The following is a 15031-nucleotide window of genomic DNA, read 5'->3' as shown; positions in this document are numbered from 1 at the left end:
CTGGTCGGCTAACGCCTTCACCTTCCCAACACAAAGCACCCCAACGACGACGGCGGCCCTCACCAAAAGGTGGGGGCCGCCGTCGTTAGTGCGTAGTGGGGCCTGCTTTGCGTGCCTGGGCGTGTCCCAAGGGCGCAGAGCGGGCCCCGCAACGAAGGGGGAGACTAAGCCTTGCGCGGGATGCCCGTGCGCGCCATGGCCTCGGCGTAGGCGCCATGGATAGCGTCAAGGTATTCCTGCTGGCGGGCGGGTGTGCCTGCGAAGGAGCGGCCACCAAGGGAACGGACCTTGAAGGTCTTGAAGCCGCGGCGGGCGATGCTGGCAGGGGCGGCCTTCATCAGTTGGTCGGCAAGGCGGTGTGCCTCATTGCCGTGTGCCACAAGGGCTGAAGTACGCGGCAGGATCGCGAGCAAGCGAAGGAGTGGCTTGAGGCCTTCGGTGATGTTGGCCGGCGTCAGCTTGCCCGGTTCCTCGTTGGGCTCGATCCAGGGGTACGCGTTCCACGGCATCATGAGTTCGGGGCGGAGACCCAGCTGCCACTGCATGCCGAGCATCCGGGTGGTTGCTTCTTCGTCACCGGGGGTGATGAAACCCTCGCCCGTGTTGGTGCGCTGGTTGGAGAAAAGGCTGACGATGCGGCAGTCATCCATGCTGTGGGCGGGGTCGATGTAGAGGACCTCGCTGCCTGGCTTCTGTTCCTTCAGGGAATCGCACAGACCGTTGACCTCGGCGATGTGGGGTTCGTAGCGGCGGTTCCAGAGGAGTTCTTCGGGTGATTCAGTCGCCAGGTCTTGCATCAGGGGTTTGGTCTCCTAGGTGTTACTGCGCGCACCTTTCCAAGGGGCCGCGGGCATGCCGCTGCCGAACCTCAAAGGGTGCTGTTGGGGGCTAACTAACCTTACCGGACTATGAGCGCGGGAGCACCCTGTTTCGGCGCGCCCCCAAATGAGACGCGGCGTGTTGCCCGGCAGCGTGGCGAACGTCTCGACGACGGGAGGCGGATTCCGGGGCGTTGTCGAGCTTGAACATTAACCCATCTGTGCAGGTCAGGGTCGTTGACTTTGACCTGCACAGATGATGGGTTGGGGCTAATGGTTTTGGGGGACCCTTTCTGGAACCTCCGACGCCAGGTACGAGTCTTCGATCGAGCATCATTCGCATCATCTACCTCGGGGGTAAACGTGGTTGCAACAACAGAAGCGTCACCAGAATCAGGGCAGCGTCCCGGCAAGGCTCCAAAAGTCCGCGCGATCCTGGCGGGTGGTTTGGTCCTCGGAATTGGTGCGGCGATCACATTGGCCGCGTGGAACGACTCCGAATTCGCCAAAGGCACGTTTACGGCGGGCGCCTTCAATCTTCAGGGCAGCACGGATGGAACGGCGTTTGGCGAGAATCCTGTGACGGGCCCGGCAACTCTTGGCTTTACGGCAAGCCCCACCAATCTCTCGCCCGGAGACGTGGTCACCGCACCATTCGCCGTCCGCTTGGATGCTGCGTCCAGCTACGACGCCACTGTCACTGTCTCAACCAAAGCATCCACCGGTTCCCTGGCTGGCCTGACATATTCGCTCACCCAATCAGATGACTTCGGCTGTACTGAACCCGTCACGGCAACTTTGGTGACGGCCGGCCAAACGTTGGGTACGACGCCGGGCAGCATCACTTTCGCGCTTGCGCAGGGAGCGGGCACGGATCCTGGGGCGCCAGTAAATCTATGCTTCACGATTACCGCCGATGCGGGCCTTGTCCAATCCCAAACCGGCACAACCACGTGGGAATTCGCCGCCCAATCGCAGTGATCCATGGGCTATCGACGAGCAAAGACCAAGCGCGGTGTGGTCCTTCTTCGCATCCGTGCACTGCTTGCGGGAGGCCTGGCATTGGGACTTGGCAGCTCCGTGACCCTGGCTTCGTGGACGGACAGTGACTTCGCAAGCAGTTCATTCGGCGCAAGCGTCTTCCAGACTGAATCCAATGTCACCAGCCCTTATGACGCCTTGGGGACATGGAGCACCAACGACGTTTCACCCGGTGCCACTTTGGTGTTCAATGCCACCGCGATGAGCCCCGGCACGGTGTTCTATGCGCCGTTCGCTATCAGGACCAAAGCAAAGTCCGTGGCGGGGGAAGTGGTGCTCGGGATTCCCGTGGTGACCAGCAGCGGGACTGGAACAGCGGATCTGGGTGCGGCGCTGCGGTATCGGGTCGTGCGGTCAACCACGTGCCAGGCGTCGTCGTTCACTGGGAGCCCCGATTTCGTGGTTGGCAGCGACGGCGTCAAACCCTTGACCATGGGCCAGGCAGTCGGCGTCGTCAATCCGCTGGCGGCGGCCACTGCGACCCTGCCGGGGGAAGCCACGCACTTCTGCTTTGAAGTGTCGCTTCCGGCGGGGGCAAACAATGCGCTGCAGGGCCAGACAGCAACCGCGACCTGGCAGTTCACTGCCACCTCAAGCTCATGAGCCGGCCTGGCCGGTTTGAGCGCCGCTTGCGGGAGACGCTGCTGAACCTCGCTGCCGCGGGCGGCGCTGTCTGCCTTATCGCAGTGGTTCTCGCGGTGGCGTTCAACATCACCCTGATCCTGTTCAAAACCGGCTCCATGTCTCCCACTATCCCCGCAGGTTCGCTGGCCGTGGTCCGCGAGATTCCGGCTGCCGAGATCAAAACAGGTGACGTTGTTACGGTGGACCGGCCCGGAAAGCTGCCCATCACGCACAGGATCCAGAGCGTTGGGCCTGCGGAGGGAACTGCCCGCACTATCACCATGAAAGGCGACGCCAACGCCGAGGCTGATCCGGCGCCCTACGTCGTGGAGCGGGTCCGGATTGTGCTCTGGTCCGTCCCCGGTCTGGCGTATCCCTTGGCTGCAGCGGCCAACCCGGTGGTGTTGGGCGCAACCACGGTCTGCGTAGCGGCGCTGGTGAGTTGGGTGCTGTGGCCTCGAAACGGATCCCGGCGCGGCCAGCGCCGCAAAAGAGGGCAACATGCTGCTGCCTAGGTTGGGGGCCCTTACCGGGCTGCTCGCTCTCCTGTTGTGTGCTGCCGTACCAGCCAGCGCCCAGGAAGGACCTTCCGGTTGGTTGGAGCTCGACGCCGGTCCGACCGGGGAGGTGCACCGTCTCACCCCTGGTGGGACAGCGGATTGGGCGGTGGACGTGCATGCGCGGGGTGAGGGCGCCGGTTTGCTGGAAGTGTGGATCCAGCCGACCGAAACTGCAGGCCCGGATAGTGAATCCAGGGGGCTCCGCGACTACCTCAGCGTGCAATTGCGCTCCTGTGAACAGCCATGGAACGGCGCCATGTGCGCGAGCGGTGAACGGAGCTTGCTTGAGCCCACGGTCCTGCATCTCGCCGAGGGCTTGAGGATCGACCTCATGAAGGATGGCAGCACCTGGTCCAACGGGTCGCACATCCTTGTGAGCGCGGCGCTCGCGGAGGACGTTCCCGCAGAGTTCCAAGGTGGCCGCACACAGATTGTGCTGGGCGTTCTTGGTTCGGGTGACGCGGCTGGAGATCCCGTCCCCGGTGCGGTCACCGCACGTCCGGGCGGGCCGCCGTCGACCATTGGCTTGGCCGATACCGGTGCCAGGCTGGGTGGCGCAGCGATGCTGGGCCTGCTTGCGGTAGCCACAGGCTTCGCTCTTGCCCGCTTGCGGGGTGCTCAGGCATGAAGAAGCGGCCCGGTCGGCTCGGTTCCGTGGCAGTAGCCTTGTCCCTGCTGATCTTCCCGTCCCTGCTCATCTCCGCCTCAAGCCCGCCGCCCATGACCGATGCGTCCTGGCAGCGGAGCGAATTCGGCAGGGGCAGCTTTGGGACCATCACGATTCCCCCGGCTACGTTGAATGGGCCTTGCGAATATCACCCGACGCTCCTTGGCGCCGGCGCTTACGTCAGGGTCTTTTGGAAACCCCCGGCCACATACCCAAACCTGACGGACGCCGTCATTGATGTTCACCTGATCACGGCAGGATCCACCGTGACCACACTTCAGGGATATCCGGGAACTGCGAATACCACTGGCTCTTCAGCCGGCTACACCACGGACATTCCGGCCACACTCCTCGGCGGCATTCTTGGATTCAACACGCAGTTTCAAGTGGATATCTACATCTCAGCGGCCGGGTGGAAGTCCACGCCCGTGTCGGTCAGGGCCAATGCAGGCCTGGTCGCCGGCATCGGAGGATCCTGCACCAATCTCTGAATGGTCATCCCGGGTACTCCAAAACTTGGGCAAAACGTCCTCGGAAGGCTTCTTGACGCCAGAGTTTGAAGCCCCATCGGCTAAACTTGGCTGGTAAGAGCCCCGAAACTCTTGCGTACGCCGCCGCCCGCGGCAGGCTGCACCGGTAGGTCGGGGCATTCTCATGTACGGCGTCGAGTCCTGGCCATCCGGCTTGGTCTCGCCCGAAAGAATGGGGGAGGATCCCATGCCCGCTATCGTGATCGTCGGAGCCCAGTGGGGCGACGAAGGCAAAGGCAAAGCTACCGATCTGCTCGGTGGCCGTGTTGACTACGTGGTCAAGCCCAACGGCGGTAACAACGCCGGGCACACCGTGGTGGTTGGCGGTGAGAAGTATGAGCTGAAGCTCCTTCCCGCGGGCATTCTGAGCCCCAATGCCATTCCCATTATTGGCAACGGCTGTGTGGTGAACCTCGAGGCACTCTTCCAGGAAATTGACGGCCTTGAGGCCCGTGGCGCGGACACGTCCCGCCTGCGCGTTTCGGCCAACGCACACCTTGTGGCTCCATACCACCAGGTCCTGGACAAGGTCACGGAGCGCTTCCTCGGCAGCCGTGCCATCGGTACCACGGGTCGTGGCATTGGGCCGGCTTACATGGACAAGGTTGCCCGCCTGGGCATCCGCGTCCAGGACGTGTTCGACGAATCCATCCTCCGCCAGAAGGTGGAAGGTTCGCTGCGCCAGAAGAATGAACTCCTGGTCAAGGTCTACAACCGCCGCGACATCGTGGTGGATGAGATCGTTGAGTACTTCCTCTCCTTCGCTGAGCGCCTGCGCCCGCTGGTTATCGACAGCACGCTGGAGCTGAACAACGCGTTGGACGAGGGCAAGGTTGTACTCATGGAAGGTGGCCAGGCCACGTTCCTGGACGTTGACCACGGCACGTACCCGTTCGTCACCTCATCCAACCCGACGGCGGGCGGTGCTTCCGTTGGTTCGGGCATTGGTCCCACGCGGATTTCCCGTTCCATCGGCATCATCAAGGCCTACACCACACGCGTTGGTGCCGGCCCGTTCCCCACGGAACTCTTCGACGAGATGGGTGTGTACCTGCAGAAGACGGGTGGCGAATTCGGTGTGAACACCGGCCGTCCCCGCCGCTGCGGTTGGTACGACGCCGTGTTGGCCCGCCATGCTTCCCGCGTCAACGGCTTCACTGACTACTTCGTGACCAAGCTGGACGTCCTCACGGGCATCGAGCAGATCCCGGTTTGCGTTGCCTACGATGTTGACGGTGTCCGCCATGATGAAATGCCGATGACGCAGACCGAGTTCCACCACGCAGTTCCGATCTTCGAGTACTTCGACGGCTGGACCGAGGACATCACCGGCGCCCGCACGCTCGAAGACCTTCCGGAGAACGCCCGCAACTACGTGCTGGCCTTGGAAAAACTCTCCGGCACGCGCTTCTCGGCCATCGGCGTCGGCCCTGACCGGGACCAGACCATCGTGGTTCACGATCTGATCAACGACTAGATTTTTCTGAATTTACGACGACGGCGGGTCACCCCTGGTTCCACGTTGGAGCCAGCGGATGGCCCGCCGTCGTTATTGCCAGCCCTCCGCTGATCGACGGAGGGCGTTCCGGTTCGTGCCCCGGGACTATTTCGGCGGCCCTCGCGGTTACGCCATTCGGGGCCGAAAGCTATGTTCGCGAACACGCCGAGATGACGACGGGACGGGATAAGTGACTACAGAAACTACTGCCGACGGAGTCGGGTTCCGTTCCGGCCGGGGACCCATCCTCATTGCCCTAATGCTCTCGACCGGGCTGGTGGCCATTGATGCGACGATAGTTGCCACGGCGGTGCCGTCGATTGTGGATGACATCGGCGGTTTCACGTCTTTTCCCTGGCTCTTTTCGGCCTACCTGTTGGCGCAGGCCGTCTCCGTGCCCGTCTACGCCAAACTATCTGACGTGGTAGGCCGCAAGCCGATCATCCTCAGCGGGATCGGCCTGTTCCTCCTGGGTTCCATCTTGTGCGGGCTGGCTTGGAGCATGCCCGCCCTCATCGCTTTCCGTGTGCTTCAGGGCCTGGGCGCCGGAGCCGTGCAGCCGGTGTCGATCACTATCGCCGGGGATATTTACACACTCGCTGAGCGGGCGAAAGTCCAAGGCTACCTCGCGAGCGTCTGGGCCGTTTCTTCCGTGGTGGGACCGACGCTGGGTGGCATTTTTTCCTCGCTTGGCATCTGGCGCTGGATCTTCTTCATCAACATCCCGCTGTGTCTTCTGGCCGGATGGATGCTGGTCCGCACATTCCACGAGAACGTCGAGCGGACGAAACACCGGGTCGATTACCTGGGAGCAGGGCTCCTGACGGTCGCGTTGAGCCTGCTCATCCTGGGAGCGCTTGAGGGCGGCCAAGCCTGGCCTTGGAACTCCTCCATAAGCATCACGGTCTTTGCCGTCGGGGCCTTGGTGTTCGTCGCCTTCCTCTTCGTTGAAAGGAAGGCGGCTGAGCCTGTCCTCCCACCGTGGGTTGTTTCCCGCCGGCTACTGGTGACGACGGCGTTGATCTCCTTTGGCGTCGGCGCAGCCATGCTTGGTCTCACCTCATACGTCCCAACGTTCCTTGAAGGAGCGCTGGCGACTTCCCCGGTGTTTGCCGGACTCGCTTTGGCAGCCTTGACGATCGGCTGGCCAATCAGCGCGTCCCAGGCTGGCCGGTTCTACCTCCGGATCGGGTTCCGAAGGACGGCTTTGATCGGTATTTCCGTGACGGTCATCGGCGCTGCCGTGCTTGCCCTCACCGCCTCATCACCCAACGTGTTGTTGGTGGCCGTGGCCTGCTTCATTGTTGGCCTGGGACTCGGGTTGGTCGCGACGCCGAGCCTGATCGCGGCGCAGGCGAGCGTTGAATGGAACGAACGCGGGGTAGTTACCGGCACGAATCTTTTTGCCCGTTCCATCGGTAGTTCGATTGGTGTGGCCGTTTACGGTGCGATCGCCAATGCCATTTACGCAGGCGGCCCCAGCGGCGGCCCCGATCCGCAAACAACGGTGTCCGCTTCCACCGCTGTCTTCCTGGCCGTGCTGGTGAGTGCCGTGCTTACGGTCATTGCCGTCGTCGCCATGCCCTCCAAGGCGGACAGTTCCATCACGGCCCAGACAGCTGCCAAGACCGTCGTTGCGCCCTCGCAGGATTAGGACCGGCCGCTGGGCACCGTGTCTTCCGGGCTGACGAAGTCGGTGTGTTCGTGGATGACTTTCCATTCACCGTCCTCGCGTCGGAAGACGCTGGTGGCTCGAAGAGCGAACGGGCGGGGAGCGCTTCCGTCAATTGTGCCGGTGAAGCGGACTATGGCGGCGGTGTACGCCATGTCTCCCACGACGTCGAACGCCATAACGTCCAACGTGACGTCTCGGCCTCCTGCAAGCCGGGCTGCTACCCGCCGAAATGTCGGTTCCAGCTGGGTCCACCCTGCGGTGGAGACGCCCACTGCTCCAAACAGGCTTACTGGCTCCCGGTGGGACCACATTTCAATGCGGCGCGAGGGGTCCCCAGTGACAAGAGCGGCCTCCGCAGCATGCAGGGCAGGTTCAGCCCATGCAAGGAATTCCTCCCGGGGATCCATGGTTCCTCCTCCACAAGGGCGGGTTTCTCACAGCGTCCTCCCTGAGCAACGGCGAGTCAACGGAAACGGCCAGTCAACGGAAACGGACGGTCAACGGACGTGAAGCATCCGGTGTGGAACGCTCGACGGCGGCAGGCGGCGTTGCGCTGATGAGCGGCCGCCCGCCGTCGTACTCCCACAAAGTCGGCGGCAGGTATTAATCCGGCCGGCTGCTGGCCGTCACTGTGGATCGCGCCGGGGCAGGCTTGGGAGTGGACTCAGACTTCAACAGCACCGCTTGGATGACGATGCCCACGGCAGCGAAGGCAGAGAGGGTCACTCCGTATGCAAGCAAAGTTGGCACGAGGCCCCACACGGGTGCGAGTTGGCCGGCGATGATCACTGGCAGACTGAAGGCAAGGTAGGCGGCCGCGTAAATGCTGGCGAATACGCCGGCGCGCTGATGCGGCTGAATGTGCGGTGCGATCAGCCGGATCTGTCCACCGAACGATCCGCCGAACCCAATTCCGCCCAGTACTGCCCCAATCCAGACCGCGGGCAGCCAGGTTGCATTGATTCCGAAGAGGACCGCCAGGATCCCGAGCAGAATGAAGGAGACCCCGGCCAGTGAGCTGTGTCGGGCGGGATGGCGGCCAAATGCAAAGGTTGCCACCGCGGCTGAGAACGGGCCAAGGAAAGCGGTGAAACCCGCCACCAGGCCACCGTCCAGCGCAAAGTGGAGCCGGAGCAGCACTGGCGAGAGGCCAAGGAAGAAGGCTGGAAACATCCACCCGGCGATGTGAAGGGGGAGGCCTGCGGCGAACTCTCGGCGTATTTTGCCGGGAATGCTCAGGCGCGGGGTGAGGGAACGGACTGCACCTGGGCGTTTCACTGCCGTCTCGGAGGTGAAGCTGACAAAGACGATGCCGAGGATCATTACGCCGGTGAGAATGGCGAAAATGAGCAGGTTGGCGTCCGCTGTGAACTGAACCGCGGCGCCCGTTATGAGGGCTCCAATGCCAAGACCACCAGCCACCGACGCGCCCGCAAGGCCGCCAGCGAGCTTCTTAAGGTGGGACGGTGCCTGCTCGGCGATGGCTGCGTTGAATGCGCCGGTCGCAATGCCAGTGGCGATTCCTTGGAGGGCCCGGGCGATGATTACCCAGGTAATGGTGGATGCAACCATGAAGGCGATCATGGCACTCAGCTCGGTGTAGAGCGCAAGCAGCATGACGGGGCGCCTGCCAAGGTGATCCGAAAGTGAGCCTCCCACCAGCAGCGCTGCCAACAGGCCTATTGCGTAGATGGCGAAGGCAAGGCTAAGGGTGCCGGCCGAAAAGCCCCACTCCTGTTGGCGGAGCGAGAGCAATGGCGTGGGTGCCCCGGCCGCGAAAAAGAATGCGGCGAAGACCAACGCAAGCCCGGGGAAAGCCGCTTTGGCTGGAAAAGTGCGGGGCGGCCGCGAAGGGCGGGATGGCGACAATGTACGGGACAAGTGAAGACTCCTTAGACAGAACGGTCTAATGCCAGTTAGACAGGTCTGTGCAATAAAGTCAAGAACTTTTAGACAGATCTGTCTGATATGCTTTGTGCATGGCCTCCACCAAGCTTCCGGCTCGGCAGCGTCTCCTCGATGCCGCAGACAAGTTGTTTTATGCCGAGGGTGTCCACACCGTTGGCATTGACCGCCTCATCGAAGAGGCAGGCGTAGCCAAGGGCTCGCTCTTCTACAATTTTTCGGGCAAGGACGATCTTGTTGCCGCCTACCTGGAGGGCCGCGACCGTCAACGGCGCGAACGCATAGCCAGGCATCAGGCCGGGCTTGACGAGCCCACGGCGAAATTGCTGGCCATCTTTGACTCCCTTCACGAAGCGGTGACCTCGCCCGGATACAAAGGTTGTCCGTTTGCCAATGCCAACGCAGAAGCCCTTCCGGGAAGCGTCGAGGCTGAAGCCCTGAAAACGTTTCGCGGTTGGCTTTCCGACGCAATCCTCTCGCTCTGCGAAGAGGCTCGGTTTGCCGATCCGGCAGATGTCGCAGCGCGCATCCGCCTGCTCTATGACGGGGCGGTCTCTAATTCGCACCTGGACGCCCAGCCGGGGGCTGTCCGGTTGGCCAAGGAGCTGGCTTCCATGGTTCTGGAAAACGCACCCCGCGCCCTCTGACATTGGGCTCCGATAGGAATAGGCTCGCGGAGCAGGCAGTTGTCGCTAACCATGAAGGCAATTACCTATAGCGAGTACGGAAACCCGGACGTCCTGGAGCTGACTGATCAGCCGATGCCCAAAGTGGGTCCAGGTATGGTCCTGGTGAAGGTGAAGGCGGCGTCGGTAAATCCGGTCGACTGGAAGATCATGGCCGGCTACTTGGACTCCTTCATGGACCTTCAGTTCCCGGCCATTCCGGGCTGGGACGTGGCGGGCGTTGTGGAATCGGTGGGAATTGACGCCCCACAATTTCAGCCCGGGGATGAGGTCATTGCCTATGGCCGCAAGGACTACGTTCACGGCGGAAGTTTTGCTGAATACATTGCGCTCCCGGAGCGGCTTCTCGCCAGGAAGCCGGACTCCCTGGATTGGAACGAGTCGGCCGGACTTCCTTTGGCCGGGCTCACAGCTTTCCAGGTACTCAATCGTCTCGGGCTCAAAACAGGCGAGACGGTTTTGATCCATGGCGGTTCTGGCGGGGTCGGATCCCTCGGTGTTCAGATCGCCGCGGCGCTCGGCGCGAGGGTAATCGCGACAGCGTCCCCAAAGAACCACGACTTTCTCCGCTCGCTTGGCGCGGAACCTGTTGCGTACGGTGAAGGGCTTGTCGGGAGGGTGCGGGCCTTGCAGCCTGATGGTGTTGATGTCGTGGCGGACTTTGTGGGTGGAAACCTCGAGGCGACCCTGAAGGTCCTGTCCGAAGGAGGCCGGCATGCATCCATTGCAGACAGTGAGGTGGAGGCGCATGGTGGAACCTGGATGTGGGTGAATCCCGTCGGTGCCGAACTGCAGCAGCTCGCTGACCTGGTAGATGAACATGGGATCCGGGTAGAGGTGGCGGAGACGCTTCCCTTAGCCAAGGCTGCGGATGCCTTCCGGCTCAACATGGAGGGACATACACGCGGCAAGATCGTAGTAAGAGTGGGGTCTTAGTCCGCGAGTTCAGTTTGATCCAAGCTTACTTATGTTCAATTCATACCTAAGTAGGTTATGCTCTTCCTATCCCACCTAGGAAAGAGCAAAGATGCTTCTTGAACGAGACCTCCTTCAAGCCACTGGCTTCCGCAATGTCCACGAAGGTGACCGCGTTACTGGATTTCAGTTCAGGGTGCGCATGCCTTCCTATCGCGGCATGGCGGCCTCCCTCATCGACGGCATCTCCGTCAGGGTAGGAAACCATGTGGACGTACCTGCCGAGGTCCCGCTCTGGACCCTGGGCGGGAAGACATACACCCTCCGTGAACTCTGGGCGAGCGAAGGGGTGCGCTGGCAGCTGGAAGAAGCCGCAACGGTGACTGTGCCCTTGGAGGGAGGGCTCCCGCAAGGGGTCCATGATGTGCACATCGAGTTGAAGCTCCGCATGTCCTACATCCCGATCGAGCATCAGCCAACTGTGCACCGCGCTTCCCGGCACATCACACTGGCGCCGGAAGGCGGCGGAGGCGGCGTGTTCCAATATGGCGTATCCCTCTACAGCTTCATGCATGACTACGGAACGGTCCTGGACCTTGAAACCGCCTTGGCGGCGGTGGCAGATATCGGCGCCACCGGCGTCGAGATTTTGGGGGAGGGCCATGTGCCCAACTATCCGGAGCCCACGGCCGCCTGGATTGACCAGTGGTTCGCCTTGCTGGAGAAGTACTCGCTCGAGCCGACCAATTACGGCTCGTGGATCGATACGCGGCTACACCCCGGCCGGCACATGACTGCCCAGGAGGGTGCCGCCGCGTTGCAGCGTGACCTGAGGCTGGCCAACCGTCTGGGCTTTGGTTTCGTCCGTCCCAAGATCGGAGTTGTCTCCAGCGACCTGATCCCGGACCCCATCTGGACCGGGTCCGTGGAGCGTTCCCTGGATCTTGCCCATGAACTGGGGGTGGTTATCTGCCCCGAAATCCACTCGCCCACGCCCATCAAGCACCCGGTGGTGGACGATTACATTGCCCTCATCGAACGCACGGGAACCAAGAACTTTGGCCTGTTGATCGACACTGGAATCTTCCAGGACCGGCCCATCCCGTTGCGGGAGGGTGAGACCAGGGAAACCAGGCCTGCCTTCCTCGACGGCATCGGAGTGGATCCGGCAGACTTTGCCGACGTCGCGCAGTACGTCGTGTTTGTCCAAGCCAAGTTCCACGACATCGATGAACACCTGGAAGACCAGCAGATTCCGTGGCGTCCCGTCCTCAAGGCCCTGAACGACGCTGGATACAACGGCTACTTGTCCAGCGAGTACGAGGGCGAGAGGACCCCTTGGCGCTCCATTGAGCAGGTTCGCCGCCAGCATTCGCTGATCCGCAAGATCGCATCCGAACTCGCCTGACCACCCAAAGTAAGAGAAGAAACAAATGCCCAACGGACTGATTCAAGAAGACAGCCTGCGAGCCCACCCCGAAGGCCTCGCTTTGTCGCTGACCCTTCCCTGGTACCGGAGCCTCTGGCTCTCATCCGTCTCCACCATGAAGCTGACAGTGGACGGTGAGGAGGTTCCGCAGCAGGACCTCTCCTTCGAGCTTGGCGGAAAGACGTACGCCCTGGCGGAACTTCCGGCGCAAGCTGAAACCCTGTGGTTCCTGCAGGAGCACCCGCGGCTTATTGCGCGTCGGCCGGTACCTGTGGAACCGGGGGAGCAGCACACCATCCGAATCTTCGGTGAGCTGCGCCTTCCATACATGCAGATCGCGGCTGGACAGGATGGCGGGCCGGGTATGTACGTGCCCAACTTCGTCAGCCAGGCCCTTGAGCTGACAGTCGTGGACCGCGACGCACCCGCGCCTGAAACCACGACGCCGGTCACGCCACCACCGCCGAAAGCGGACGAGGATCCGTTCTCCTTGGGCTTGACCCTCTACTCGGCAAGTGCGGAGTTCCGGGCAGGATGGTACGACTTCGATGGGTTGCTGAACAGGGTGGCGGAGCTCGGAATCGGACCCGGCATCGAAATTGTCGCTTCCCAGGTGCTGCCCACTTACCCCACAGTGAGCGATGACTTCGCCAAGTCCTGGCATGCAGCCTTCGACAAACACGGTTTCGAGGCCAGCTCCTTCGGTGCCAACCTGGACATGGGCCGCCGTCGGGACCGCGATATGACCCCGGACGAAGAATACGAATTTACGGAGACGCTCTTCCGCGGGGCAAAGAAGCTGGGATTCCCGCTGGTCCGGATCCAGAGTGCCAAGCCGGAGCTGCTGCGCCGCCTACTCCCTCTTGCCGAACAATTGGAGCTCAAGCTGGCGTACGAGATACATGCTCCCTTGGGTCCGAATTCCCCCGAGATCATGAAAGTCCGGGACGTTTACGACGAATTGGATTCTCCTTTGCTGGGCTTCGTGGCCGATTTCTCGTCCACCATGCACAGCATGTCTCCAACATTGTTGCGGGCCGTTTCGCGGGCCGGACTCGATGAAGAAGCGCTGGAGCGCCTGCAGGCCATCTGGTCCACGGATGCCTCAATGCGGGAGCGCCAGGAAGAGTTCATCGGGTACCTCCGGAGCCGGGACTTTGATCCCGCCCGGCTCGGCTCCTTCGCGCACCTCGCTTTCAATATGCACGGACATGTCAGCCCGGGCGATTGGGCGGACATCATGCCGCAGATCATGCACGTGCACGCGAAGTTCTACGACATCGACGACGGCAACGAACCCGCCATCGATTACCCGGAACTCGTCCGCGTGTTCGTGGAAGGCGGGTACCGGGGGTATTGGTCCAGTGAATGGGAAGGGCATGCCTTCGCCGAGTTGGGTGAGGTGGATCCCTTACTGCTGGTTCGGAAGCAGCATGACCTCATCAGGCGCAGCATGCGTGCCGCGGTGGCCAAGGTCTGACGCACGAGCTCCCTGCAGCCCGGCCGGTTCTCCGGCCGGGCTCTACGCTTTGGGCTCGGTTTCGGCAGCGACGATCGCGGCGGCTTCTTCGAAGAGGCCGCGCATCCAAATGTGCTCGGAGTCGGCGTTGTGGACCGGATGCCACCACAGGGCGTTGACCAACGGTGTTGCCGGAAACGGCAGCGGCAGGATCCGGACGCCGCCCAAGCGACGGGCAATGGGGGCAAGGGCTGCCTGGATGAGCCCGATCCTGTTTGTTCCTGCGACGAAGTGGGGGAGTGCCTGGAAACTCTCCACCACTACTTCCACGCGCGGCTCAATGCCCAACTGCTGAATTTGGCGCTCGGCGGACGTGAATGCTGAGCGCGACTGATAGGTCATGACCCACGGCAAGTTGGCGATGTTGTCCATGGAGACCTCCTCGCCCACTTCCTGGTTGGTTTCTGAAACCACGGCAAGCCAATCGTCGCGCCACAAATCCACGAACGGGAGGCCCGTGAGGATCCCGTGGGGAATCACCATGCCGTCTGCCGCCCTCAAGCGGTTGGCAGCGTCCTCGACCACCACGGGATTGTGAAGCATGAACCGGAAGCGGACTCCCGGGGCACGCTCCGCTGCGAGTTCCGAAACAACCCGCCCAACCGTGGTGAAACCGTAGTCCGATCCATAGATGGAAAACTCCCGCGCCGATTCATTGGGTTCCCAGCTGGCTTGGCTCTCGAAGACGCGGCGGGCGGCGTCGAGGGCCAATGTGGTGTGCTCGGCCAGCCTTAGGGCGAACGGAGTTAGCTCGTAGGTGTTCCCCCGGCGGGCAAGGATCGGATCGCCAAAGTGGTTCCTGAGGCGGGCCAATGAAGCACTCAAGGCTGGCTGGCTCAAATGGAGGCGCTCGGCCGCACGGGTCACGCTGCGTTCGGTAATGAGGGCATCCAGGGACGTCAGCAGGTTGAGGTCGAGCCTGGAAAGCAGGGCGTGGTCCGTCACGACGGCAATCCTTTGAGTCGGGGCCTTGGGAAACAGAAGGCGTAGCAGGACCAGTGTATCCACGGCCCTGATGACGTTTCCGCTGTGGTCCTGAAGCGCCTCACAGAGATACGAGGGTCATGCCTTTACCCGAAACAGCCGTACTTATGTGCGGCATCCGAAATACTTATGTGTCTTTCTGGCAAATGCCGTGCATACTGATGAGTGACGGGGGTCACG

At 62.1% G+C, this 15031-nt stretch carries 15 protein-coding genes; 11 read left to right on the top strand and 4 right to left on the bottom strand.

Annotated features, from left to right (window positions below; genetic code table 11):
- Window positions 1-164: 164 nt before the first annotated feature.
- Entirely contained in the window at window positions 165-797 is a 633-nt protein-coding gene (locus AC6I97_RS22050; protein ID WP_224094028.1) for a uracil-DNA glycosylase family protein, read from the bottom strand.
- Between the two features lie 384 nt (window positions 798-1181).
- Between AC6I97_RS22050 and AC6I97_RS22045 the strand changes: the two genes are divergently transcribed.
- The 7 genes from AC6I97_RS22045 (at window position 1182) to AC6I97_RS22015 (ending at window position 7392) form a co-directional block, all read left to right on the top strand.
- Window positions 1182-1799, top strand: coding sequence for a SipW-dependent-type signal peptide-containing protein (locus AC6I97_RS22045; protein WP_224094029.1), 618 nt, complete (start codon window positions 1182-1184; stop codon window positions 1797-1799).
- A 3-nt stretch (window positions 1800-1802) separates the two neighbouring features.
- On the top strand, window positions 1803-2462 hold the full coding sequence (locus tag AC6I97_RS22040; protein ID WP_497946790.1) for a SipW-dependent-type signal peptide-containing protein: 660 nt from the start codon (window positions 1803-1805) through the stop codon (window positions 2460-2462).
- Window positions 2459-2998: a signal peptidase I gene (locus AC6I97_RS22035; RefSeq protein WP_224094031.1), complete on the top strand. Its 540-nt coding sequence runs from the start codon at window positions 2459-2461 to the stop codon at window positions 2996-2998. Before AC6I97_RS22040 ends, AC6I97_RS22035 begins: the two co-directional genes overlap by 4 nt.
- Entirely contained in the window at window positions 2985-3671 is a 687-nt protein-coding gene (locus tag AC6I97_RS22030) for a hypothetical protein (protein WP_497946789.1), read from the top strand. The genes AC6I97_RS22035 and AC6I97_RS22030 overlap by 14 nt, the downstream gene beginning before the upstream one ends.
- Complete coding sequence (locus AC6I97_RS22025; protein WP_224166244.1) at window positions 3668-4201, top strand: hypothetical protein; 534 nt, start codon at window positions 3668-3670, stop codon at window positions 4199-4201. Before AC6I97_RS22030 ends, AC6I97_RS22025 begins: the two co-directional genes overlap by 4 nt.
- 226 nt (window positions 4202-4427) lie before the next feature.
- Window positions 4428-5717, top strand: coding sequence for an adenylosuccinate synthase (locus AC6I97_RS22020; protein WP_224094034.1), 1290 nt, complete (start codon window positions 4428-4430; stop codon window positions 5715-5717).
- A 280-nt stretch (window positions 5718-5997) separates the two neighbouring features.
- Window positions 5998-7392 (top strand): MFS transporter, encoded by a 1395-nt coding sequence (locus tag AC6I97_RS22015; protein ID WP_309930241.1) that lies wholly within the window; start codon window positions 5998-6000, stop codon window positions 7390-7392.
- On the opposite strand, the gene AC6I97_RS22010 is transcribed toward AC6I97_RS22015, so the two are convergent.
- Both AC6I97_RS22010 and AC6I97_RS22005 read right to left on the bottom strand, forming a co-directional pair.
- Window positions 7389-7820 carry a YybH family protein gene (locus AC6I97_RS22010; protein WP_309929942.1) on the bottom strand — a complete coding sequence of 144 codons (432 nt, stop codon included), beginning with the start codon at window positions 7818-7820 and terminating at the stop codon, window positions 7389-7391. The two genes, AC6I97_RS22015 and AC6I97_RS22010, sit on opposite strands and share 4 nt — an antisense overlap.
- Before the next feature lie 196 nt (window positions 7821-8016).
- The gene (locus AC6I97_RS22005; RefSeq protein ID WP_309929944.1) at window positions 8017-9294 is read right to left on the bottom strand and encodes an MFS transporter; all 1278 of its coding nucleotides are present in this window, start codon (window positions 9292-9294) and stop codon (window positions 8017-8019) included.
- A 98-nt stretch (window positions 9295-9392) separates the two neighbouring features.
- On the opposite strand from AC6I97_RS22005, the gene AC6I97_RS22000 reads away from it, so the two are divergent.
- From AC6I97_RS22000 to AC6I97_RS21985, 4 genes are all read left to right on the top strand, one after another.
- A complete protein-coding gene (locus AC6I97_RS22000; RefSeq protein ID WP_309929946.1) occupies window positions 9393-9965 on the top strand; it encodes a TetR/AcrR family transcriptional regulator in 573 nt (190 codons plus the stop codon).
- A gap of 51 nt (window positions 9966-10016) precedes the next feature.
- Window positions 10017-10940, top strand: a complete 924-nt coding sequence (locus AC6I97_RS21995) for an NADP-dependent oxidoreductase (RefSeq protein WP_497946788.1) — start codon at window positions 10017-10019, stop codon at window positions 10938-10940.
- A gap of 91 nt (window positions 10941-11031) precedes the next feature.
- Window positions 11032-12327 carry a C-glycoside deglycosidase beta subunit domain-containing protein gene (locus AC6I97_RS21990; protein WP_497946787.1) on the top strand — a complete coding sequence of 432 codons (1296 nt, stop codon included), beginning with the start codon at window positions 11032-11034 and terminating at the stop codon, window positions 12325-12327.
- Window positions 12328-12352: 25 nt separating this feature from the next.
- On the top strand, window positions 12353-13828 hold the full coding sequence (locus AC6I97_RS21985) for a C-glycoside deglycosidase beta subunit domain-containing protein (protein WP_497946786.1): 1476 nt from the start codon (window positions 12353-12355) through the stop codon (window positions 13826-13828).
- Window positions 13829-13870: 42 nt separating this feature from the next.
- Here the strand turns inward: AC6I97_RS21985 and AC6I97_RS21980 are convergent, their stop codons facing one another.
- Complete coding sequence (locus tag AC6I97_RS21980; protein WP_224094042.1) at window positions 13871-14812, bottom strand: LysR family transcriptional regulator; 942 nt, start codon at window positions 14810-14812, stop codon at window positions 13871-13873.
- Between the last annotated feature and the right edge of the window lie 219 nt (window positions 14813-15031).

Source organism: Arthrobacter sp. TmtSoilC48 (assembly GCF_059739425.1).
This window is presented reverse-complemented; position numbering and strand designations above follow the sequence as displayed.

What these genes read in the sequence shown, in the direction of transcription:
- AC6I97_RS22035 (WP_224094031.1), top strand. Translation starts at nt 2,459, where the DNA reads ATGAGCCGGCCTGGCCGGTTTGAGCGCCGCTTGCGGGAGACGCTGCTG.
- AC6I97_RS22040 (WP_497946790.1), top strand. Translation starts at nt 1,803, where the DNA reads ATGGGCTATCGACGAGCAAAGACCAAGCGCGGTGTGGTCCTTCTTCGC.
- AC6I97_RS22015 (WP_309930241.1), top strand. Translation starts at nt 5,998, where the DNA reads ATGCTCTCGACCGGGCTGGTGGCCATTGATGCGACGATAGTTGCCACG.
- AC6I97_RS22010 (WP_309929942.1), bottom strand. Translation starts at nt 7,820, where the DNA reads ATGGATCCCCGGGAGGAATTCCTTGCATGGGCTGAACCTGCCCTGCAT.
- AC6I97_RS21990 (WP_497946787.1), top strand. Translation starts at nt 11,032, where the DNA reads ATGCTTCTTGAACGAGACCTCCTTCAAGCCACTGGCTTCCGCAATGTC.
- AC6I97_RS22030 (WP_497946789.1), top strand. Translation starts at nt 2,985, where the DNA reads ATGCTGCTGCCTAGGTTGGGGGCCCTTACCGGGCTGCTCGCTCTCCTG.
- AC6I97_RS21995 (WP_497946788.1), top strand. Translation starts at nt 10,017, where the DNA reads ATGAAGGCAATTACCTATAGCGAGTACGGAAACCCGGACGTCCTGGAG.
- AC6I97_RS21985 (WP_497946786.1), top strand. Translation starts at nt 12,353, where the DNA reads ATGCCCAACGGACTGATTCAAGAAGACAGCCTGCGAGCCCACCCCGAA.
- AC6I97_RS22025 (WP_224166244.1), top strand. Translation starts at nt 3,668, where the DNA reads ATGAAGAAGCGGCCCGGTCGGCTCGGTTCCGTGGCAGTAGCCTTGTCC.
- AC6I97_RS22000 (WP_309929946.1), top strand. Translation starts at nt 9,393, where the DNA reads ATGGCCTCCACCAAGCTTCCGGCTCGGCAGCGTCTCCTCGATGCCGCA.
- AC6I97_RS22020 (WP_224094034.1), top strand. Translation starts at nt 4,428, where the DNA reads ATGCCCGCTATCGTGATCGTCGGAGCCCAGTGGGGCGACGAAGGCAAA.
- AC6I97_RS22050 (WP_224094028.1), bottom strand. Translation starts at nt 797, where the DNA reads ATGCAAGACCTGGCGACTGAATCACCCGAAGAACTCCTCTGGAACCGC.